This is a genomic window from Streptomyces sp. NPDC008150, assembly GCF_042956945.1.
GTDB lineage: Bacteria > Actinomycetota > Actinomycetes > Streptomycetales > Streptomycetaceae > Streptomyces.
Genome location: NZ_JBIBHJ010000006.1, coordinates 258,774 through 278,481, shown reverse-complemented (window position 1 = coordinate 278,481; position 19,708 = coordinate 258,774). Strand labels below are relative to the sequence as shown.

The window sequence follows — 19,708 nt, the reverse complement described above, 5'->3', positions numbered from 1 at the left end:
GCCTCATTCCAGGGACGAGCGGCGCAGCGCGCGGTCGCCCGCGAAGAGCGCGGCGCCCGCGAGGCTGAGGAGCGCCTGCACGGTCAGGGTGGTGGGGACGCCGAGCCACTGGATCATGACACCGGTGGTGAGGTTGCCGATCGGGACGGCTCCGAAGATCAGCAGCGACATGATCGACATGACCCGGGCCCTGGCGTGGTCGGGCAGCAGCCGTTGCACCAGCGAGACGAGCACCAGGCCGGCCTGCGCGGAACACGCGCCGAACAGGCCGTACAGCGCGACGGTGACGCCCAGTTCGCCGCTGTGCCCGATGGCCGCCAGGGCGATCCCGGAGCCGGCCATGGCGGCCAGGGCGACGACGCCGGCGCGGCGGCCCACCGGCAGGACCAGGCCGGCCAGGAAGGTCACGGTGGTGCCGACGGTGTACCCGGTCAGCAGCAGGCCCGCGCCGGACGCGCTCTCCCCCATCCGGTCGGAGATGAGGATGAGTCCGATGTTGAGCGGGCCGGCGCCCGCGAGTTCGGTGAGGGCGACGACCCCCATCAGCACGGTGAGCCGGTGGTTGCCGAGGACGTACCGGACGCCTTCCGCGATGCGGTGCAGCGTGCTCGCGGGCGGGGGCGCGGGCCCGTCCGCCTCGTCGTCGGCCGGGCGGACCGTCGTACGGTCGATGCTCCTCGGCGCGCACCGCAGGGTGGCGAAGGCCGAGAGGAGGAAGCTGCCCGCGTTGACCAGCGCGACCGCCACCAGCCCGCCGAGCCCGAGCAGCCACGCGCCGACCGGGCCGCCCGCCGCCTGACCGGACCGCAGACCGATCAGGTAGAGGGCGTTGCCCCGGACGAGATGACGTTCGGGCAGCAGTCGCGGGCGCAGCGCCCCGGACGCCGGAACGAAGAACGAGCCCAGGAAGGCCAGCAGCGCGGCGAGGCAGACCAGCAGCGGGATGCTGGGCGCCCAGACGTACACGGCGCCGGCGGCGACCAGCATGACCAGGCAGCGCAGCAGGTCGGTACGGATCATGGTCCAGCGGGCCCCGCGGCGGTCGGCCATGGCGCCGCCGCCGAGCATCGCGAGGACGCGCGGTACTCCGGACAGCGCCATCACGGCGCCCGCCACGGCGGCGTCGCTGAGCCGGGTGAGCGTCACCGTGAGGGCGATGACCCAGGCGGCGTCGCCGAGCGAGGAGAGTCCGGTCGCGGAGACGAAGGCCAGGTAGCGCGCGGACAGCGGCCCGCCCGTGGGCGCCGCCGCGTCCTCGTGCGGGGCGTCCGCGGGTGGGGCGTCCGCGGGCGGGGCGGGTTCCTCGGCGCGCACGCGCGGTCCGGCCGTGGTGCCCGGCACGCCGTCCGGACTCCCGTCGCCGTCCGCCGCCGACCGGCCGTCCACGCGTTCCGTCATGACCGTCCCCGTCCCCCGCCGACTCCCTCGCCCTTCACCGCTTCCGTTTCCCCGCGCCAGTGCGAACTAACTGACCTATTCAGAAAGGGAGTTGAGAGATCGTCAAGGGGTGCGGGGTCCCACACGTCCTCGGGCGACAGGGCCGACGTCCCGTACTTGCCCAGAGCGCTGATCAGCAGCCGCGACTCCAGGGCGAACGCCTCCATCAGCCGCTCCAGCCCCTGTTCGGGGTCCTCGTCCGCGGCGAGCAGGGCGGCCCGCCCGAAGCCGACGGCGCGGGCCCCCAGGGCGAGGCACTTCACCGCGCGCAGGCCCTCCCACATCCGGCCGGAGGCGAGCAGGCAGCCCGCAGGCTCCGCGATGCGCCGCAGACAGTCCCCGAGCGGGAGGCCGAGGCCGTCGAGCGCCGCTGTCGGCGCCCAGCCGGTGCCGCCCTCGGCGCCGTCGACGGTCACCGCGTCGGCGCCCGCCTCCCAGGCGACGCGGGCCGCGTCCGCGACGTCGCGTCCGGGGATGAGCTTCACCCAGACCCTGGCACGCGGGAAGTTGTTGCGCATCAGCCGAATCTGCTGCCGCAGGATCTCGCTGGTGAACGTACCCGGTGTCGCGAAGCGCAGCCGGTCGCCGGCCTCCGCGCCGTAGACCGGCTCGACGGTGAACTGTCCGTCGAGGTCGGCGGCCCGCTCGCGGTCCACGACGGTGATCCCGCCGAGTCCGGGCTTGGCGCCCTGGCCCACCTTGAGTTCGAAGCCGAGCCGTCCGCTCTCCAGGAGCGCCAGGGTTCCCGGGTCGCTGTAGACGAGGTTCCACACCTCGGCGTCGGCGTCCTCGGTGCTCTGCTGGACCACGACGCCTCCGGTCCCGGGGGCGACCGCGTCGGCGTAGGCGCGAATCCGGTCGAGCAGGCCGCGGCCGGCGGTGTCCTCGATCCGTCCGTAGCCGTTCATCGGGGCGATGTTCTCGCCGATGACGAGGGGGACGCCGAGCCGGCCCGCCTGCCTGGCGACCGCGGTGCCGAGCCCGGCCGAGGCGACCTGGGTCGACCCGAACGCCGAGATGTAGCACGGCAGTTGGGAGGTGAACCCACCGATCCCGGTACGCAGGTCGACGTCGCTGTGCAGGGGCTCGCGCCCGAGGTCGACGAGCTTCTCCAGGCGTTCCGGCACGAAGACCGGCGGTACGAGCCGCATGGTGTCCAGCGCGTCCCCGTCGCCGTTCCGGCCGTCCGGTTCGGCACCGAACAGGACGTGTCCGTAGGCGTCGCGCGGGGGAAAGACCGCGGCCGCGCCGTCCCGGGCACGGGCGCGCACGGCCTGTTCGGGAAAGGACGGCGCACGAAGCGGGGTCGTCACGGCGCCACCACCCCCGGGACCTTCGGGAAGGCGCTCGCCTGCCAGGCGCAGTCCAGCCCGGCGACCCAGCGGGTGAGGCGCTCCACGCCGATGCCGAAGCCGGCGCTGGAGGGGATGCCCTCCCGGACCATGTCGAGGTACCAGCGGTACTTGGACGGGTTCTCGCCCGTCTCCCGGATGCGGGCCATGACGGTGCGGTAGTCGGACTCGCGCTCGCTGCCGCTGCACAGTTCGCCGTAGCCCTCGGGGGCGATCAGGTCGAAGTTGCACAGCTCCCCCGCCCGCTGCCGCGACTCCCTGTCGTAGAAGCCGCGGGAGCCCTTGGGGTAGTCGACCAGGAAGAACGGCCGGGCGGAGGCGGCCGAGATGAGGGCCTCGCCCTGCCAGTCGATCTCGGCGTCCGGGCTCTGCGGACAGCCCGTCGCGCGCAGCGCGGCGACGGCGTCGGCGTGCGGGCGGCGCTCGAAGTCCCCGCCGTCGAGCACGGCGTCGAAGGCGGCGGTGTCGCGGCCGAGGACGGCCAGTTCGGCCGCGCGGTTCCGTGCGACCCGCTCCACGACGTGCCGTACCACGCCCTGGACCACGTCCATCGCCTCCTCGCGGCCCGCCCCGGCGAGTTCCACGTCGATCTGGTGGAACTCCGCGAGGTGGCGGCTGGTGTTGCTGGTCTCCAGCGGTTCGAGGCGCACGTTGGGCGCGATGCAGAAGAAGCGCTCCGCGCCCACGAGGGCTGCCTGCTTGTACAGGATCGCGCTGGTCATGAGCTTGTAGCGCTGTCCGTAGTAGTCGATGTCGACCTGCTTGGCCCCGCGGGCGCCGGGGTCGGTCACCGGTCCGACGACCGGCAGCAGGAGTTCGGTGCAGTCCTGCGCCTGCGTCAGGTACTCGCGCGCGGCGGCCAGCACCTCGTGCTGGACGCGCAGCACCGCGCGGGTCCGCGGGTCGGCCAGGTGCTCGCGGGTGGCCGGCGGCAGTCCGCCGTCGCGCCCGGGGACGTCGACGGGGGACGGGGCCGTGCCCGGGTTCGTGCTGGTCGTCGGGTTCGTGGTCGTCGTCATGTTCTCTCCTGGTCGGGAGGGGAGGTCAGGGGTTTCGGGGCGCGATGCGCGCCGGCCCGGCGGGCCGGCGGTCCGCCGCGCTCACCCGGCGGCGCCCGCCGCCGCGCGGTCGAAGCGCCGCTGGACGTAGTAGAGCGATCGGAGGAGGTCGTCCGAGGAGTCGTGGCCCGTGCGGGCCGTGTCCTCCTGGGTGACGGCGCGGGGCAGGCCGCCCGTCCGGGTCCAGTGCAGGCGTCCGTCCGGGCCCACCGTCGCGCTCGTGCGGCCCCGGTTGTCGGGGTGCAGGCAGTAGGGCACGTCGATCACGCCCCGCCGGACCGCGCCGACGAGCGCCCGGCCGACGTCGGCGTCACCGCTGAGGACGGTCTCGACGAGGGCGCGCGCCGCGGCGAGGATGCCGGTGTCGGCGGGGGGCGTCGCGGCCGGCTCGACCGCCCGGGTCCGCTCGGCCGTCTCGGCCGCGGCGCGCAGGGCGTCGACGTTCTCGGCGATCGTCGGGATGCGCCGGGACTCCGCGGTCGTCTTGACGATGAGCCGGTGGGCGCCCGCGCGGACACCGAGCGCGGCGGCGTCCCGGACGAGCCGGGTGGCGCCCTCCGCGCTGCGCGGGAACACGCCCATGTAGGCGTAGACGACGATGTGCAGGCTCAGGTCCGGCAGGAACTCGTCGGCCAGCGCGCGCAGAGCGGCGATCGCTTCGGCGTCCTGGACCGGGTCCGTCTGCTGCGCGTAGCTGAGGGAGACGCTGTCGATGCCGAACTGCCGGAAGAAGCAGGCTTCGAGGACGCTGATCGCGACGAGCATCGACGGTGGGCAGAGCTGGCCCATCATGCAGCCGCCGAAGGTCTCCAGGTGCGCCCTCGGGCCGTGTTCACCGAGATCGCCGAGGACGCGGCAGGCCTCCGCCCACGCCGTGACGGAGTCCGCCACGGGGAGCCTGCTGTACGGCAGGCAGTACGAGACGGGGCCGCCCTCGGTGGCGTGCAGTCCGACGCGGGTGAGGGCGTCGACGATGTACTGCGGACTGGCCGACCCGTGCCGCACCTGAACCGGGAAGTCCGGCCCCCGGATGCCCTCGACGACCGCCTCGGTCACCTCCGGCGGGTGGGCCACGATCGGGTAGCCGTTGAGGTCGGCCCCGGCTTCGAGGGCGGCGCGGGCGGCGTCGTGGTCGCCGACACGGGTGTAGCTGTCCAGGGTGATCGTGCCGACCGTCCTGGCCGCCGCGCCGCGCGTGGCGGCCAGACCGCGCCGCATCTCCTCGGGACGGGACATTCCCATCCGCGGCTGGACGACCAGTCGCCGGTCCGCCGCGGCGGCCAGGACGACGTCGCCGAAGTTCGCCTCCGCCGTGTCCGTCGCGTCCGTCATACCGTCACCCCGGGGCGCACGGTGGCGAGGTAGCCGGCGAGCGCCGTCCGTGGGTCGCAGTCCTCGAAGACCTCGTCGAATCCGGCGGCCAGCAGGGACGAGCACAGGTCGGGACCGTGCGGACCGTCGATGCTCAGCTTGCCGCCTATCACGGCGGGCGTCGCGGCGAGCCCCGGTGCCTCGTGCAGGGCACGCACCGCACGCGCTCCGTCCCGCCAGCCGTGACCGTTGACGGAACTCATGACGACCGCGTCGGGGCCCACCGCCCGGCACGTCCGCACGAGCAGCTCGTCGGGAACGCAGGCTCCGAGGTTGACGACCTCGTGGCCCATCTCCTCCAGGAGAGCCTGGAGATAGACGAGGTTCCAGGTGTGCGCGTCCGACGAGACGCCGGTGACCAGAAGGCGCAGCGGGCGGCTGCGGCGGAAAGGGGGGACGTCGGCCACGGTTCACTCCAGGAAGTCGGGATCGTCGGTCGGTTCGGCGCGCTCGGTCACGACAGTCGAAGCTAGGCAAGACGGCCGCCGCCGGGCGGCACTCCGACCGGCAGGAGCCCGGCAGAAGGCGGCCCGGAACCCGGTCGCACCGGCAGGGCGGACGTCGCGGCGCAGGTCACCGCGCAGGGGCGGGCGGCACGGTGCCGGTACGACAGACGCCCGGCCGGTGATGTCCGGCCGGGCGTGGAGGGTGCGGACGACCGCCTCAGCCGTCCTTCGCCGTGCTGCCGGCCACGCGGTGGCCGTCGTGGTGCGGTCCCGCGACGGTCAGCGCGTGGCGGACGAGGTTCAGTACGGTGAAGCGGTCGTCGTCCGCGGCCGGAACGCGGCGGACGAGACCGCGGCGCAGGAGTGCCCGCAGCGTGCGCACGGCCTCGGGGAGGGGCGCCTCCAGCGTGGCGGCGACTTCGCGGAGCGTCGCGTCGGAACCGAGGGCGCAGAGCGCTTCGAGGGCCCGGCCCTGGTACGAGTCGCAGGGCGGCAGCGCGGCACGCAGTTCCTCGGTGTAGAGGTCGCCGACGAGCGCGAGCGGGTCGTCGGCCGCGGCCTCCTGGATGCGGCCCGGTGAGGTCACCGGCAGCCACTGGGCGGCCTGTTCGAGCGCGTACGGGACGCCGTCCAGGGACCGGCAGATCCCGGCCAGCGTGTCGCGCGTCCCGGAGTCGACGGCGAGTTCGGGGCAGGCGCACCGCACGGCGGTCGTCATCAGCCGCATGGCCGGACCGGTGTCCGAGCCCGGTTCGGCGGGCAGTCCCGCCAGCGCCATGTGGGCGGCCCCCGGCACCGTCCCGCCGCCCCGGGCGGTGACCATGGTGACGAGCTCGGGGCACGCGCCCAGCAACTGCGGTAACTCCTCGGCGACCCGGACAGCGCTCCGGTCCGGGTCGTCGCCGTCGAGCACCAGCAGCATGCGGCGATCGGCGATCTCGTCGACCAGTTCGCCCGCCACCACCGAGAGATCGCCGTCGCGGGCGGCGGAGACGACGAGTTCGGCGACGGGCGGGCGCGGGCCGGGGGCCGGCGGCTCCCCGTACAGCCGTGACGTGTCGCTCAGGTCGGCCCAGACCACGCCGACGTCGTGCGCGTCGCGCAGGGTCGCGGCCACGTGCTGGGCCGTCGCGGTCTTGCCGACCCCGGGCAGGCCGGTGAGCTGGAGCATCCGTGTCGCGCCGGTGGCGAGCAGCTCGACGGAGTTGCTGATCTCGTGCACGCGGGACGCGGAGGAACTCAGGATGACGGGCGGCATGTCGGACGCGGTCTCCTCCGCCCGCGCCGCCTGTTCGAGCTGGGCCCGGGTGGCGGGACCGGTGCGCAGCGCGTCGGTGAGCAGCCGGATGGTGTCCTGCCGGGGCGCCGCCACCCGGCCCTGTTCCAGGTCCCTGATGGCCCGCACGCTGATCGTGGACAGCCCGGCGAGCTGCTCCTGCGTCATACCGGCCCGCTGGCGCAACTCGCGCAGCAGTTGGCCGAGTCTGGCCCTGCCGCTCGTGTCGTCGGGCCGGGCCGGATGTCTCGACGGACCGTTCGTTGTACGCACCGGTGTCTCTCCCGCGGGGTGTGGTGGAGGTTCACGTAGGTCAACGGCGTGGAACGGCGGCACCCCGGGTCCGGCCACCGCTCGGCGCGCGGCCGCCCCGCGCGGGCGGCCACGCACTGGGCGTGCCTGATGCGGTGCTGCTGGTGTGACGGGCCGGGTGGACGGCGGAGTTGGTGCGTCCGGGGCCCGGGGCATCGGGTACCCGGCAACTCCCCCTTTACAACAGCGCCTTGGGCGCGGCGAACGCCCGCCGTCGTCAGCCCCGCCCGGCGACTCGCGGCCCCGGGCGCGCGCACGAGGCACGGGCGCCCCGTGCACCCCCGGGTCGCCCTGGTGAACCACGTCGTCCGCTCAGACCATGCCGTTCTGGTTGCGCGCCTCGCCGGGGATCTGCTGCATCACGTCCCAGTGCTCGGCGATCCGCCCGTCCTCCAGACGGAAGATGTCGACGATCGCTGTCCCGGGGCCGCCGGGCACCCGTACGCCGTGGACGTGGGCGATCACGTGGTCGCCCTCGGCGAAGATCCGCTTGACCTCGGCGCGGAGGTGCGGGAAGTCGGCTTTCAGGGTTTCGACGAACCCCCGGAAGCCCTCCAGGCCGTCGGCGATCCGGGGGTTGTGCTGTAGGTAGCGGTGGCTCAGCAGCTTCGAGGCCGCGTCGTGGTCCTTGTCGTTGATCGCGGCCTGGTAGAAGGCCAGAACGGTCCGCTTGTTCTCTTCCGCCCGTGCGCCCGCCATTGCTCCCCCTCATGACTGAACAGCTGTAGCGCTACGACTGTAGGGCAACGGTTGTGCGGATACAATCGCTCACCGTGGACGCCAGGTCACCGAACAAACAGCAGCCACGCGGGCGCAATCCCCGTGGGCAGGGCGAACGCCTCCGAGAGGAGGTCGTCGCCGCCACGCTCCGCATGCTCGACGAACTCGGCGACGACCAGGCCCTGTCCCTCAGGGCTGTCGCACGGGAGATCAACGTCGCCGCGACATCGGTGTACCTGCACTTTCCCGACCGAGACGCACTCGTGCTGGCCGCACTGGAGCGCTGCCACCAGGACCTGATGCTCGCCGTGCAGCGGGCGGAGCGCGACGCGGACGGCCCGGTCGCCCAACTGCGCGCGCGCACCCTCGTCCTCGGCACCTGGGCACGCGACCACCCGGGGCTCTACAAGGTGCTGCACGAGAGCACCCTCAACCAGCGCGACGGCATGCGCTTCAAGGAAGAACTCGGGCGCACGACCACGGCCGCGGTGCAACGGTGCATGGACGCCGGCCTGGCCCCCGTCGACGACGCCTCCACGGTGGCCCTCGACCTTCGCGCCGCCGTGCACGGCACGGTGTCCATGCGGGTCAACCAGCCCGACGGGGAGTGGCCCCCGCTTGAGGACCAGGTTGACCGCTTCCTTCGCAAACTGGTGGGGACGTCACCGAATCCGGTCGACGAAACAGCCGGCCCGTAATCAGTTGGCCCCGCTGGAACCGGCGCCCGCCACCCGGCGCCCGCCGCCCAACTCCCTTTAAAAGTGCTGCGGTTGGTCCTGGGCGAGGAGCGAAGGCCCGGCGACACGGACACCCCTTCGCCCACTTCGGCGTCGACTGCCTCCCCTCCTGACGATGTCCCGCCACTCGCCAGCGGCACCGAACGCTCCAACGGGCCCGCGAAGAAGGGGAGTCGACTCCTTGACGCGGCGAAGGCCGCGGCAGCGCACAGTCAACCCTCGTGTCACGGTTGCCAATTGTCATGACTGCCAGAATGAGGCAGGATGACGTTCGTGACCACGGATGCCCGTGCGCCCCGGACCCGTGCTCTGCGATATCGCCCCGCACGTCCCTCCCGGCCCCGGCACCCGGCGCCGACATGCACTTTCCCCGCCCTTCGACGATCGGATTCTGATGAGCAGGACCAGCGACCAGTTGCTGACGACCGCGACCGCGCCGCCCAAGGGCACGGCTCCGCACGGGGTCGGCCGCCCGAGGTCCGTGTTCCTGAGCTATCCCCTGCTCGGTCTGCTCATGGGAGGTCTGTGGGCCTACAACCACGGCGCCTCCCTCTGGGAGCACGCCGAACGGCTGCTGCTGATCATCCTCGTCGTCGCCCCGCTCCTTGAGCGGGCACGCACACGCAGGCGCCGTCGCGAGGGGCGCGAGGGCGAACTCCACGTGTCCCTGCCGAGGCTCATCCTGCTGAAACTCGGCGTCGTCGCACTCGCCCTGGTGGTAACGGCCGCACTGCGCGGGCGAGTCGACGAGATCGACTACTGGGTGGCGGCAGGCATGGCCGTCGTCGTCTCCGTCGTCGGCCCCGCGCTCCACCCCTGGATGGTCGTCGGTCCGGCCGAGGTCCGCCCCGGTGGGGCCGCGAAGGGAGCGGCAGGCTGACACCGGCCGCCCGCGCGCCTCTCGGTGCCGGGAGGCCCAGCGGACGTGGATGTCCGACGGCCCCGGCCGCCGCCGACATGAGCAATACCGAGCAGATACGCCTCGATCCTGTCACCTGTCTGCGCACACGAGCACAGTGAAGAGGTCCGTGCACGCTCACCCAAGGACCCTCATGTCGTCATCCCGCCCGATCCCCCTCTCCCCCGAAGCAGCGCTCAAGGCCAGCATGGATCTGGTGGCCAGGCGTCGGGGCGTGCCCATGCTCGTGTCCCTGCGTTCCGTCGCCGCCGGCACAGCAGCGGCCCCGTCGGCCGCACCGACCACACCGGCGGCGGTGCCGGGGCGCGAGGATGCCCCGCGGCACGACGGGGTGGCAGGCTCCGTCAGCGACCGCCAACTCGCCGAACTCTTCGAGGAGTTCCACGCGCGGCTCGCCCCGGAGGCTCCGCATGCCGAGGCCGGTGTCGTCGCGGCCCTTCAGGCGCTCGCCTACACGGTTCTGGGGCCCGACGGTGCGACGCTCACGGCCGACGGCACGCCGGCCGAGGCGCGGACGGAGACGGCAGTCGGCTCCCCCCTCTCGGGGTGCCGGGCCGTCGGCGCCTCGGAAACCGCCGCCGACCTGCGCGCCGGCAACTTCCTCCGCCTGATGAACTACCACAACACGCCCGCGAGTTGGCAGGACGAACTCGTCGACGAGCTGCGTTCCTGCGCACAGCGCTTCGGACGGGTCGACGCGGAGGCGCTGGAGCACTTCGCACTGACCGGGACATGGCGTGACGGCCGCGCCGGACTGCTGCCCGTCTTCTACGAGGGGTATCGCGACAACTACGACATCGCCGCCGCGGCATGCGAGGAGGCGGGAGTCACCGGCTGGTTCTTCGTGTGCACGCAGTTCGTGGACACTCCGGCGGACCAGCAGCACGCGTACGCCTCGTCGCACCGGATCAAGCTCGTCGAGGGGAACGTCCGGGGCGAGCGCATCGCCATGAGCTGGGAGGAGATCGCCGACCTGCGGCGGCGTGGGCACGTGGTCACACCGCACACCGCTTCCCACGCACCGGCCCGCGATGTGCGCACCCCGGCGGACGTCGAGCGCGAGGTGACCGGTCCCAAGCGGCTGATGGACCGGGCAGCCGGGGGCTCCGCCCCGGCGACGGCCTGGCTGGAGGGGACCTCCTGGACGGGGGCGAGCCCGGCGGACGAGGCGGTGCGGGACGCCGGGTACCGGTTCCTCTTCGGCAACACGATGGTGCAGTACCTGCGCCCCCTGCCGCGATGAGAACGGGACGGTGGCCCGGCCCCCAACAGGGCCGGGCCACCGTCCCGTTGTCGGCGCGGCCCGGTGCGGGCGCCGCGCCCACCTTGCGCGGCCCGGCTCAACCCAGGTGCTGGATCATGGTGTTGCCGAACTGGTAGCGGTAACCGGCGTCCCGGAGGGCCGCGTCGACGGCGGGGTTCGCCCCGTAGGGGGTGCCCCAGAGGAATGCCGTGGACGCCGCGTCCTGGCCGGTGACCTCGTCCATGCGCCGCTTGGGCTCGAAGATCTCGCGTTCCAGGTCGGCCCCGGTGTGCAGCGAGGCCGCCTCCGCGTGGTTCGCGGTGTGCGGCGTCACGACGTGACGCCGGCTGAGGGACGCGACGTCGTCCCACGTCATGGCCAGCCGGTCGCCGCGCCGGTCCTCCTCCACGAGGTCGATGTTGTGGGCGCCCGCGTAGTCGTACTGCTCCGCGACCGGCACGTCGAGGAACGCCGTGCAGACGAAGAACCAGGCGGTCAGGCCGACTTCGTCGGCGAGCGGGGCGGCGACCTCCGCGTTGTTGCGGTAGCCCTCGTAGAAGACGGGGATGATCCCGGGCCGGTCCTTGTGCCAGACCCCGGTGGTGCGGAAGAGGTCGAGGTCGTCCAGGCCAACCGGGTCGAAGTGCTCTGCGAGCAGGGCGAGTTCGCCCCGGATCTTCGCCACGTCCGCGTGCGGGGTGTTGTGGTAGTTCACCACCCGGACGAACCGGCCGGAACGCAGGCCCTGTTCCTGGCCGGAGAAGGACGGCCGCCTGTCCTGCGCGACCGGGTGCGGGGCGGGGGAGGTGTCCGGGGTCACTGGTCGTTCTCCTTGGGGGTGTTGGCGGCCTGGGGGAAGAGGTGGGCCGCCCCCATCACCTGGAGCACCTCGATGAGGGCGGGCTCGGAGTCGTCCGGGGCGTCGGGCGTCAGCGTCTCGCGGTAGTGCCGCAGCAGGTCCGCCAGTTGCCCGCCCTCCTGTCCCGGCTCGGGCGACTCCGGGTTCGGATCGGCGTGGTCCGGGGTCCGGTCCGGTGCCGGTGCGGTCTGGAGGGTCAGGAACATGGGGATGCCCTCGCGTTCCAGTACGCGTTCACCGAGGGTGGTCAGCAGGGCGCGGGGGTCGGGGACGGGGGCGCCGTGGGGCGTGGGGGTTGCGGGTGCCATGGGGCGGTCTCCTGCCTCGTACGAGGCGGTCGGTGCGGCTCGGAAACGGGCGGTGGGGGCGCTCGGGCGGCGCCCCGCGGGGGTTGCCGTCCGGCGCCCGGCCGGGTGCCGGGTCGGGCGCTGCCCGGTCGGGCGGTGCCGGTCAGGCGGTGCCGGTCAGGCCGTGCTCGGGGCGCGGCACAGCAGCCGCAGCAGGTCGGCGGCCGTGTCCGTGACCGCGGTCCGGCCGGCGCCGAGGCCGCGGCGGGGGTCGACGCCCGTCCTGTCCGACAGGCTCTCGCGCAGGGCGTGGGTGAAGGCCGCGTTCAGGTGCGTACCGAAGTTGATCTTCCGCATGCCGTGCGCGACCGCCTCCACGAGGGCGTCGTCGGGCACGCCCGAGGACCCGTGCAGGACGAGCGGCACGTCCACGGCGTCACGCAGGGCCGCGATCAACCGGGTGTCGAGCACGGCGGTCCGGGTCGTCATGGCGTGTGAGCTGCCGACGGCGACCGCGAGGGCGTCCACGCCGGTGGCCCGGACGTAGTCGGCGGCCTCGCCCGGGTCGGTGCGCGCGGTGGCCGAGTGGACCCCGTCCTTGCCCCCGATCTCGCCGAGTTCGGCCTCGACCCAGACACCGTCCTCGTGCAGGCGGGCGCTCACTGCCGCCGTCCGTGCGACGTTCGCCTCGTGCGGAAGGCGGGAGGCGTCGAACATGACGGAGGAGCAGCCGAGTTCGGGGGCCCGCAGGGCGAGTTCCTCGTCCTCGACGTGGTCCAGATGCAGGGCGAGCGGGGCGCCGCTGCCGTGGGCGACCTTCGCGCAGGCCGCGAGAAGCGGTGCGGGATCGTCGTGGTGGTAGCGGACGGCGTTGTGGCTGACGGCGAGTATCGCGGGGGCCGAGGTGCGCTCGCAGGCTCGTGCCACGGCTTCGGCGTGCTCCAGCGTGACGACGTTGAAGGCGAGGACGGCCGTCCCGGCGCGGACTGCCTCCTCCATGAGGGCGGCGGTGGGGACCAGGGGCATGGGGGTTCTTCTCTCCTTGGGGCGAAACGGGCTCCGGTCGCGCGACCGCAGGGCGACCCGGCCGGGCCGCGGTGGCCTGCCGGGACGGCGGTCCGGTCGCCGGGGCGGGTCAGGCGGCGATCACGTCGCCTCCCCCGCCCGTGAGCGCGGCGCACACCGGGTGGTCCGGGCCGGCGTCGGTGACGAGGGTGGCCACCTTCGTCAGCGGGGCCAGCCGGACCGGACCGCGCCGCCCGAGCTTGGACTCGTCGGCCAGGACGACGATGCGGCGGGCGGCGGCGAGCAGGGCCCGGTCGGTCTGCGCCTCGTCGACGTGCGCGCCGGTGAGTCCCGCGTCGGCGTCCAGGCCGAAGGCGCTGGTGAAGATCTGGTCGATCTGCAGCTCGCTCAGCGCCCTTTCCACGAGGTGCCCGAGCAGGGACTGCTCCCGGTGGCGCAGGACGCCGCCGAGGACTATCACGTCGACGGAGGAGGCCGCCGACAGCACCTGCGCGATCGGCAGCGAGTTGGTGACCACGGTGAGGCCGCGCCGTTCGCCGAGGCGGGCGGCCAGGGTCTCGGTCGTCGTCCCTCCGCTGATGAGCACCGTGCTGTGGTCGCGGACCAGCGGCAGCGCGGCCTGCGCGATGCGTCCCTTCTCCAGCAGGTGCGCGGCGGCCCGCAGGGGCTGATCCGGTTCCGCGGCACCGTCCAGGACCGTCGCCCCGCCGTGCACCCGGCGCAGCATGCCCCGCAGTTCGAGGTCCCGCAGGTCGCGTCGTACGGTGGACGGGGAGATGCGCAGCAGGTCGGACAGTTCCTGCACGTTGACGGTGCCCCGGTGCCGGAGCCTGTTCAGGACGGCCCGCCGGCGCTGCGGTGCCAGGAAGAACTCAGTAGCCATGGGCCCGGTCCACCAGGTTGAGCAGTTCCCGTCCGTCCAGGAAACGGGCGACGTTGGCGCTGACCAGTTCGAGGGTCTGCCGCTCGTAGTCGGGGGCGAAGCCCGCGACGTGCGGGGTCAGCAGGACGTTCGGCTCGTCCCACCAGGGGTGGCCGGCGGGCAGGGGTTCCTCGTCGAAGACGTCGAGGGCGGCTCCGGCGACGCGGCCCGAGCGCAGCGCGTCGCGCAGTGCCGTCTCGTCGACGATGCCGCCGCGCGAGACGTTGACGACCATGGCGCCGTCCTTGAGGTGGCCGAGCGCCGCGGCGTCGATCATTCCGCGGGTCTCGTCGGTGAGCGGGCAGGTGACGACGAGGTAGTCGCAGCGGGCGAGGAAGGCGTGGAGTTCGGCCGGTGTGTACAGCTCGGCGGCGTGCGTGTCGGCTCCCGCGGTGGCCGTCGTGCCCGTACCGGGGGCGCCGGTGCCGTCGAAGAACTCCCCGGCGCGGGTGCCGCGTCCGCGCTTGAGGCCCAGGACGGTGAGGCCGAACTGTCCGGCGAGGCGGCCGATCTCCTTGCCGATGCGGCCGTAGCCGACGATCCCGACGGTGGCGCCGCGCAGTTGGCGCGGCATCAGTGTGTTCCACCGCTCCGCGAGGGAGGGCCATCGGCCGCCGCGCTGGATGTCGACGGCCCGGGGCAGGCGGTGTGCGAGACCGAGCAGCATCATCATCACGTACTCGGCCATCGGCACCGGGGAGATGCCCCCGATGGACGTCAGCGGGACGGGCAGGTCCCACGCGGTCGTGCCGCGCAGGTGGTCGGCGCCGGAGGTGTCGAGCTGTATCCAGCGCAGGTTGGGGACGTCGGCGGTGCGGCCGGGGAAGACGGCGCCCGTGTGCAGGATCTCGGTGCGCCGCCACACCTCGCCGGGCACCTCGGCCGCCGAGTCGGCGCGCACCTGCGTGACCTGGAGCCCGGGGTGGCGGGTGCGCAGCTCGTCGAGCCAGCGGTCCGGGAAGGACAGGGTGCTGAGGTAGTGGACGGGGGCTGGAGTGCTCACTTGATTCCCGATCGTGCGAAGCCCTGGACGAAGTACTTCTGGAAGCAGAGGAAGAGGACGACCATGGGCAGGATGGACAGCAGCGCGAGCGCCATGATGGCGCCGTAGTCGGCGGTGTACTGGCCGTTGACGAACTGCATGCCGACGGACAGGGTGTACAGCCGTTCGTCCTTGAGGACGGTCAGCGGCCAGGCGAAGTCGTTCCACTGGCTGAGGAAGGTCAGCAGCGACAGCACCGCGACGAGCGGCTTGCACAGGGGCAGGACGACGGTGAAGAAGGTGCGGAGCCGGCCGGCGCCGTCCATCCGCGCGGCCTCCAGGATCTCGTCGGGGATGCCGAGCATGAACTGCCGGGCCAGGAAGACCCCGAAGGCGGTGGAGGACGCGGGCAGGATGACGGCCCAGAAACTGCCGAACAGCCCCATGGCGCTGACGAGTTTGAACTGAGGCACCATCAGCACCTGGACCGGGACGGTCATCGTGCTGAGCATGAGCAGGAACAGGACGTTGCGCCCGCGGAAGCGCATCTTGGCGAAGGCGAATCCGGCCAGCAGGTTGCAGGAGACGGTGATGGCCACGACCAGGACCGTGATGACGGTCGAGTTCATCGTCCAGGTCCACACCGGGAGCCGGAAGACGCGGCGGAAGTTGTCGAGGGTGACCGCGCTGGGCCACCAGCGCAGATGCTGCGAGTGCAGGTCCGCCAGCGGCGAGAACGCGACGAGCACCATCCAGAACAGGGGCACGGCCATGGCCAGGCCGATCACGGCGGCGGCGACGGTGCGCAGCACACGTGTGCGGTCGCGGCGCACGGACACGGCCGGTGGGAGCGGGGGCGAGGTGACGGACATCGGCGTCCTTCGTGACGGGGCGACGGGGCGACGGGGCGGGGCGGGGGCGGGGGTCAGCCGACCGTGTCCCTGTTGCGGCTGAAGCGCCACTGGAGCGCGGTGAAGGCCATGACGATGACGTAGAGCACGATGCCGATGGCGGCGGCGTAGCCCTGCTGCCTGCCCTGGAAGCCGTTCCGGTAGGCGTAGGTGATCATCACGTCGGTGGAGTGGCCGGGGCCGCCGAGGGTCATCACGTAGACGGTGTCGAAGACCTGGAACGAGTAGATGACGTTCATGATCAGCAGGAAGAAGGTCGAGGGGCCGAGCAGCGGCACGGTGACGTGGCGCAGCCGCTGCCAGTAGGAGGCCCCCTCCACCTCGGCCGCCTCGTACATCTCGGGCGAGATGCCCTGCAGGCCGGCGAGGTAGATCACCATGTTGAAGCCGACGCGCATCCACAGGGTGATCAGCACGACGGACGCCATGGCCGCGCTGCCGTCGGTCTGCCAGGGTGCGGTGGGCAGGCCGATGGCGGCGACGAGCTTGTTGAGCAGGCCGATGTTCTGGTCGAACATCAGGGTGCCGACCAGGGCGGTCGCCACTCCGGAGATGACCATCGGCAGGTAGACGAGGGTGCGCCACAACGGGCGGGCGGGCATGACCTTGTTGAAGAGCAGTGCGACGCCGAGCCCGACCGCCATCTCGACGGGCACGGTCGCGACGCAGAAGACGGCGGTGTTGAGGACCGTGCGCCAGAAGACGGGATCGTCCGCGAGCTGGCGGTAGTTGGCGAGTCCCGCCCAGGTGGGGGCCGCGAGACCGGTGCTGTACTGGAAGCTCAGCACGACGGCCATCACGAGCGGGACCAGCAGGAAGACGGCGACCAGGACCAGGTTGGGTCCGAGGGTGCAGTAGGCGGCGAGGGTCTCCCGGAGGCGGGCCGCCCGTCGCGCGTTCGAGGACGGCGTGGTGCTCACCGGGGCCGTCGGACGTGTGGCGCGCGGCGGCGAGACAGTGGTGGCCATGACGGCTCCTGGGTGCGGGACGGCTGCCCTATGCGGAGGCCAGCGCGGTTCGGGTTGAGTCGGCGATGTTGTGGAGGGTCACGTCTGCGGGCTGGTGGTTGACGAAGGCCGCCTCCAGCTCGTCCTGCAGCACGCTGTTGATGCGGCCGAAGGAGGAGACGGCCACCTGGGCCGTCATGGCGGGCGTGAGGGCCGTGGCCTGCTCCGCGTAGACGGACATGAGGTCGGGGCGGACGGCGTAGTCGAGCCGTCGCTTCAGCAGGGAGGGGCGGGTGGGGAGCATGACGCCCTGTTCGCAGAACCGGGCCATGTTCTCCTCCTCCACCAGGAACTTGAGGAAGGCGGCGGCCAGTTCGGGATTGTCGGTGTGCCGGGTCGCCGCCACGGCGTTGCCCCCGAGGTCGGTCGCGGCGCGTGCGTCGCGCGGCTGGAAGGTGACGCCGTACAGCTCGGCCTTGAGCGCCGGGTCGATGGTCGGCAGCAGGAAGTCGCCGGCGAAGCTCATCGCCACGGTGCCCGCGGTGAACAGGGCGTCGGGATAGGCGGCGCTCTTGACCGAGCTGTTGGGGGGTACGAACCCCTGCCGGAAGAAGTCCTGGGTGTGGCGCAGGGCGCGCAGCCCCGCCCGGGACTCGACGGCGGGTGCCGAGAGGTCCTCGTCGAGGAGCCGGCCGCCCGCCTCCCAGAGCCACGTGAGCCAGCGGAAGGCACCGGTCTGCTGCCAGTCGTAGACGAAGGGGTAGACCCCGTGCACCTTCTTGCGCAGTCGTGCGCAGATCTCGGTGAACTCCTCCCACGTCCACGCCTCCTCCAGGGACGACGGCACCGACGTGATGCCCGCACTGTGGAACATGTCCTTGCGGTAGAGGACGGCGGTGGTGTCGGTGTGGTGCGGGACGGCGTAGGGCTTGCCGTCGTGGCAGACGGCCTCCCACAGGGCGGGCAGGAACGCGTCACTCTCGCCGGGGCCGAAGTAGGGGCTGAGGTCGAGGAGTTGGCCGCTCGCGCTGTACATGCCCAGGTTGGCGTAGTCGCAGCGGAACAGGTCGGGGGCGCGGCCGCCGGCGAGCAGGGCGTCCATGTTCGTGTACATCTGCTCGTAGGACTCCAGGCCGATACGGACCCGGATGCCCTTGTGGCGGCGCTCGAAGGCGCGGGCCACGGCCTGGAAGGCGGCCACCTCGGCGTCGCTCCCCCACAGGGAGAACGTGAGCGTGTCCGGTCCCCCGGAGCCCGTGCCGGAGGGGGTGAATCCCGATCGGCGGGCGAAGCCGAGCGCTCCCGCGCCGGCCGCCGCGGCGCCCAGTACCACTCGTCGGGCGACAGCCATGGACACATCCTTAGAGGTCGGACGGAGTGAGGTCCTCGCAAGCGGGGAGTCCGTGCGGGGCGGCGGTTTTCAGCCACGCACGACTTCGCTGCTTGATTTCTAGCCGTCACAACCAAGGACGGTCAATATCAATCAGCCTCTGATTTTTATTGCTCATTTTTCCTTGACGTCACTTACCGCCCCGCCTAGCCTCGGGCGGACGCTCGCCGTCCTCCGGCTCCTGCCACCAGGCACGACACCGGAGCGGACGCGGGCGCCGCCCTCGTCGACGTGAGCAGGAGGAGTCCCGTGCCGGTGATCCAGGTGACCGCGCCCCGAGCGGCCGAGGACGGACGGGACGCCGAACGGCTGCGCCTGCTGTGCGCGAAGGTGGCCGCGGCTCTCGGGCTGCCGCCCTCGGGGGTCGTGGCACTCCTGTGCGACGCGCCCGTGTCCGTGACCGGGGCCGGCCCCGTCCAGGCATGGCCGCTCGCCGTGCTGCACGGCTCCGACCGCGGCGAACGGGCCACGCACGACGCCCTCGAAGCGGCGGCGCGGTCACTGGCCGAGGGCTGGTCGGTGCCCCGCGACGAGGTGTGGGTCGAGTGGGCCACCGGCCGGACGCGGCGCGGCTGACCCGTCGTTCAGACGCGCACGACGTCGACGCCCGCGCCGCGCAGGGCGCGCACGTCGTTCTCCGGCGCCGACGCGTCGGTGATCACCCGGAAGATGCGGTCGGCGGCTGCCACCCGCACCGGCCCGGAGCGGCCGAACTTCGAGCCGTCGACCAGCGCGGTCACCCGCCCGACCCGGGACAGCAGCCACCGGTCGGTCTCCGCCTCGTCGACGTGCGCACCGCTGATCCCGCCGCCCGTGATGCCGTAGGCCCCCACGAACGCCTCGTCGACGTGCAGTTCCTCCAGTGCCTGCCGGGTGAGGTGACCGAGCAGGGACATCTCGCGGTGGCGCAGGTATCCGCCCAGCACCACCGTGCTGATGTCCTCGTGCTGGGCCAGTTCACCGGCCAGGTGCAGGGAGTTGGTGACCACGGTCAGCCGCTCGACGGCCCCGAGCAGGGGCACCATCGCCGCGGTCGTCGTGCCGCCGGTGACGAGGATCGTCGAGTCCGGCGCGACATGCCGCACCGCGGCGCTCGCCAGCGCGCGCTTCTCCCACGGGGCGACGCCACTGCGCTGCGGCCTGTCCGGCTCCAGCGACGAGTTGGCCTCCGCGACGGCACCGCCGTGGGTGCGGTTCAGCAGGCCCTGAGACTCCAGGGCGGACAGGTCCCGGCGGATGGTGGAGGGGCTGACGTCCAACCGCTCGGCCAACTCGGCGACATGCGCCACGCCTTCCGCGCGCACCTCGTGGAGCAGCCTCTTCCTGCGCTCTGCGCCCAGCATGACCTGGTCTCTTCTCTCCTCGGCCGACGCCGGGGCAGGACCCCGGCAGTTCGCTGAGCGTGCGTCGTCCGTCCGCCGCGAGCCGCCAGTTTACGTCGGCTGCGCGCCCCTGCGCGAAAGTGACGCCTCCTGAAGACCGGCGCCGAGCGCGGTGACGCTTCCGCCGCGCT

At 72.7% G+C, this 19,708-nt stretch carries 20 protein-coding genes; 4 read left to right on the top strand and 16 right to left on the bottom strand.

Going from position 1 to position 19,708, the window contains the following annotated elements; all coding sequences use genetic code 11:
* Positions 1–3: 3 nt before the first annotated feature.
* From ACFZA0_RS17675 to ACFZA0_RS17645, 7 genes are all read right to left on the bottom strand, one after another.
* Complete coding sequence (locus tag ACFZA0_RS17675; RefSeq protein ID WP_391017195.1) at positions 4–1,398, bottom strand: MFS transporter; 1,395 nt, start codon at positions 1,396–1,398, stop codon at positions 4–6.
* Positions 1,395–2,750 carry a glutamate synthase-related protein gene (locus ACFZA0_RS17670; protein WP_391017192.1) on the bottom strand — a complete coding sequence of 452 codons (1,356 nt, stop codon included), beginning with the start codon at positions 2,748–2,750 and terminating at the stop codon, positions 1,395–1,397. Before ACFZA0_RS17670 ends, ACFZA0_RS17675 begins: the two co-directional genes overlap by 4 nt.
* Complete coding sequence (locus ACFZA0_RS17665) at positions 2,747–3,808, bottom strand: amino acid--tRNA ligase-related protein (protein WP_391017190.1); 1,062 nt, start codon at positions 3,806–3,808, stop codon at positions 2,747–2,749. The genes ACFZA0_RS17670 and ACFZA0_RS17665 overlap by 4 nt, the downstream gene beginning before the upstream one ends.
* A gap of 81 nt (positions 3,809–3,889) precedes the next feature.
* Complete coding sequence (locus ACFZA0_RS17660) at positions 3,890–5,179, bottom strand: methylaspartate mutase (RefSeq protein WP_391017187.1); 1,290 nt, start codon at positions 5,177–5,179, stop codon at positions 3,890–3,892.
* Complete coding sequence (locus ACFZA0_RS17655) at positions 5,176–5,625, bottom strand: cobalamin-dependent protein (protein WP_391017184.1); 450 nt, start codon at positions 5,623–5,625, stop codon at positions 5,176–5,178. The genes ACFZA0_RS17660 and ACFZA0_RS17655 overlap by 4 nt, the downstream gene beginning before the upstream one ends.
* A gap of 256 nt (positions 5,626–5,881) precedes the next feature.
* Positions 5,882–7,213, bottom strand: coding sequence for a helix-turn-helix domain-containing protein (locus ACFZA0_RS17650; RefSeq protein ID WP_391017182.1), 1,332 nt, complete (start codon positions 7,211–7,213; stop codon positions 5,882–5,884).
* A gap of 351 nt (positions 7,214–7,564) precedes the next feature.
* Entirely contained in the window at positions 7,565–7,951 is a 387-nt protein-coding gene (locus ACFZA0_RS17645) for an ester cyclase (protein ID WP_391017179.1), read from the bottom strand.
* A 74-nt stretch (positions 7,952–8,025) separates the two neighbouring features.
* Here ACFZA0_RS17645 and ACFZA0_RS17640 point away from each other — a divergent pair, with 74 nt between their 5' ends.
* The 3 genes from ACFZA0_RS17640 to ACFZA0_RS17630 all read left to right on the top strand — a co-directional run bounded on the left by ACFZA0_RS17640 (position 8,026) and on the right by ACFZA0_RS17630 (position 10,871).
* On the top strand, positions 8,026–8,670 hold the full coding sequence (locus tag ACFZA0_RS17640; RefSeq protein WP_391017176.1) for a WHG domain-containing protein: 645 nt from the start codon (positions 8,026–8,028) through the stop codon (positions 8,668–8,670).
* Positions 8,671–9,103: 433 nt separating this feature from the next.
* Positions 9,104–9,589, top strand: coding sequence for a hypothetical protein (locus ACFZA0_RS17635; RefSeq protein ID WP_391017174.1), 486 nt, complete (start codon positions 9,104–9,106; stop codon positions 9,587–9,589).
* Positions 9,590–9,761: 172 nt separating this feature from the next.
* Complete coding sequence (locus ACFZA0_RS17630) at positions 9,762–10,871, top strand: polysaccharide deacetylase family protein (RefSeq protein ID WP_391017171.1); 1,110 nt, start codon at positions 9,762–9,764, stop codon at positions 10,869–10,871.
* Between the two features lie 97 nt (positions 10,872–10,968).
* Here the strand turns inward: ACFZA0_RS17630 and ACFZA0_RS17625 are convergent, their stop codons facing one another.
* The 8 genes from ACFZA0_RS17625 to ACFZA0_RS17590 all read right to left on the bottom strand — a co-directional run bounded on the left by ACFZA0_RS17625 (position 10,969) and on the right by ACFZA0_RS17590 (position 18,156).
* On the bottom strand, positions 10,969–11,691 hold the full coding sequence (locus ACFZA0_RS17625; protein WP_391017169.1) for a polysaccharide deacetylase family protein: 723 nt from the start codon (positions 11,689–11,691) through the stop codon (positions 10,969–10,971).
* A complete protein-coding gene (locus tag ACFZA0_RS17620; RefSeq protein WP_391017166.1) occupies positions 11,688–12,038 on the bottom strand; it encodes a hypothetical protein in 351 nt (116 codons plus the stop codon). Before ACFZA0_RS17620 ends, ACFZA0_RS17625 begins: the two co-directional genes overlap by 4 nt.
* Positions 12,039–12,194: 156 nt before the next feature.
* Positions 12,195–13,043, bottom strand: coding sequence for a class II fructose-bisphosphate aldolase (locus ACFZA0_RS17615; RefSeq protein WP_391017163.1), 849 nt, complete (start codon positions 13,041–13,043; stop codon positions 12,195–12,197).
* A gap of 109 nt (positions 13,044–13,152) precedes the next feature.
* Positions 13,153–13,926: a DeoR family transcriptional regulator gene (locus ACFZA0_RS17610; protein ID WP_391017161.1), complete on the bottom strand. Its 774-nt coding sequence runs from the start codon at positions 13,924–13,926 to the stop codon at positions 13,153–13,155.
* Entirely contained in the window at positions 13,916–14,968 is a 1,053-nt protein-coding gene (locus tag ACFZA0_RS17605) for an NAD(P)-dependent oxidoreductase (RefSeq protein WP_391017158.1), read from the bottom strand. Before ACFZA0_RS17605 ends, ACFZA0_RS17610 begins: the two co-directional genes overlap by 11 nt.
* Positions 14,965–15,819 carry an ABC transporter permease subunit gene (locus ACFZA0_RS17600; protein WP_391017156.1) on the bottom strand — a complete coding sequence of 285 codons (855 nt, stop codon included), beginning with the start codon at positions 15,817–15,819 and terminating at the stop codon, positions 14,965–14,967. Before ACFZA0_RS17600 ends, ACFZA0_RS17605 begins: the two co-directional genes overlap by 4 nt.
* A gap of 53 nt (positions 15,820–15,872) precedes the next feature.
* A complete protein-coding gene (locus tag ACFZA0_RS17595; RefSeq protein ID WP_391017154.1) occupies positions 15,873–16,826 on the bottom strand; it encodes an ABC transporter permease subunit in 954 nt (317 codons plus the stop codon).
* Positions 16,827–16,854: 28 nt separating this feature from the next.
* Positions 16,855–18,156, bottom strand: coding sequence for an extracellular solute-binding protein (locus ACFZA0_RS17590; RefSeq protein ID WP_391017152.1), 1,302 nt, complete (start codon positions 18,154–18,156; stop codon positions 16,855–16,857).
* 288 nt (positions 18,157–18,444) lie between these two features.
* Here ACFZA0_RS17590 and ACFZA0_RS17585 point away from each other — a divergent pair, with 288 nt between their 5' ends.
* On the top strand, positions 18,445–18,771 hold the full coding sequence (locus ACFZA0_RS17585; protein WP_391017149.1) for a hypothetical protein: 327 nt from the start codon (positions 18,445–18,447) through the stop codon (positions 18,769–18,771).
* A gap of 8 nt (positions 18,772–18,779) precedes the next feature.
* Here the strand turns inward: ACFZA0_RS17585 and ACFZA0_RS17580 are convergent, their stop codons facing one another.
* Complete coding sequence (locus tag ACFZA0_RS17580; RefSeq protein ID WP_391017148.1) at positions 18,780–19,538, bottom strand: DeoR family transcriptional regulator; 759 nt, start codon at positions 19,536–19,538, stop codon at positions 18,780–18,782.
* Between the last annotated feature and the right edge of the window lie 170 nt (positions 19,539–19,708).

Excerpts from the sequence above, each read along its gene's own strand:
- ACFZA0_RS17675 (WP_391017195.1), bottom strand. The coding sequence starts at position 1,398 with ATGACGGAACGCGTGGACGGCCGGTCGGCGGCGGACGGCGACGGGAGT.
- ACFZA0_RS17665 (WP_391017190.1), bottom strand. The coding sequence starts at position 3,808 with ATGACGACGACCACGAACCCGACGACCAGCACGAACCCGGGCACGGCC.
- ACFZA0_RS17660 (WP_391017187.1), bottom strand. The coding sequence starts at position 5,179 with ATGACGGACGCGACGGACACGGCGGAGGCGAACTTCGGCGACGTCGTC.
- ACFZA0_RS17645 (WP_391017179.1), bottom strand. The coding sequence starts at position 7,951 with ATGGCGGGCGCACGGGCGGAAGAGAACAAGCGGACCGTTCTGGCCTTC.
- ACFZA0_RS17635 (WP_391017174.1), top strand. The coding sequence starts at position 9,104 with ATGAGCAGGACCAGCGACCAGTTGCTGACGACCGCGACCGCGCCGCCC.
- ACFZA0_RS17630 (WP_391017171.1), top strand. The coding sequence starts at position 9,762 with ATGTCGTCATCCCGCCCGATCCCCCTCTCCCCCGAAGCAGCGCTCAAG.
- ACFZA0_RS17620 (WP_391017166.1), bottom strand. The coding sequence starts at position 12,038 with ATGGCACCCGCAACCCCCACGCCCCACGGCGCCCCCGTCCCCGACCCC.
- ACFZA0_RS17615 (WP_391017163.1), bottom strand. The coding sequence starts at position 13,043 with ATGCCCCTGGTCCCCACCGCCGCCCTCATGGAGGAGGCAGTCCGCGCC.
- ACFZA0_RS17610 (WP_391017161.1), bottom strand. The coding sequence starts at position 13,926 with ATGGCTACTGAGTTCTTCCTGGCACCGCAGCGCCGGCGGGCCGTCCTG.
- ACFZA0_RS17600 (WP_391017156.1), bottom strand. The coding sequence starts at position 15,819 with ATGTCCGTCACCTCGCCCCCGCTCCCACCGGCCGTGTCCGTGCGCCGC.
- ACFZA0_RS17595 (WP_391017154.1), bottom strand. The coding sequence starts at position 16,826 with ATGGCCACCACTGTCTCGCCGCCGCGCGCCACACGTCCGACGGCCCCG.
- ACFZA0_RS17590 (WP_391017152.1), bottom strand. The coding sequence starts at position 18,156 with ATGGCTGTCGCCCGACGAGTGGTACTGGGCGCCGCGGCGGCCGGCGCG.
- ACFZA0_RS17580 (WP_391017148.1), bottom strand. The coding sequence starts at position 19,538 with ATGCTGGGCGCAGAGCGCAGGAAGAGGCTGCTCCACGAGGTGCGCGCG.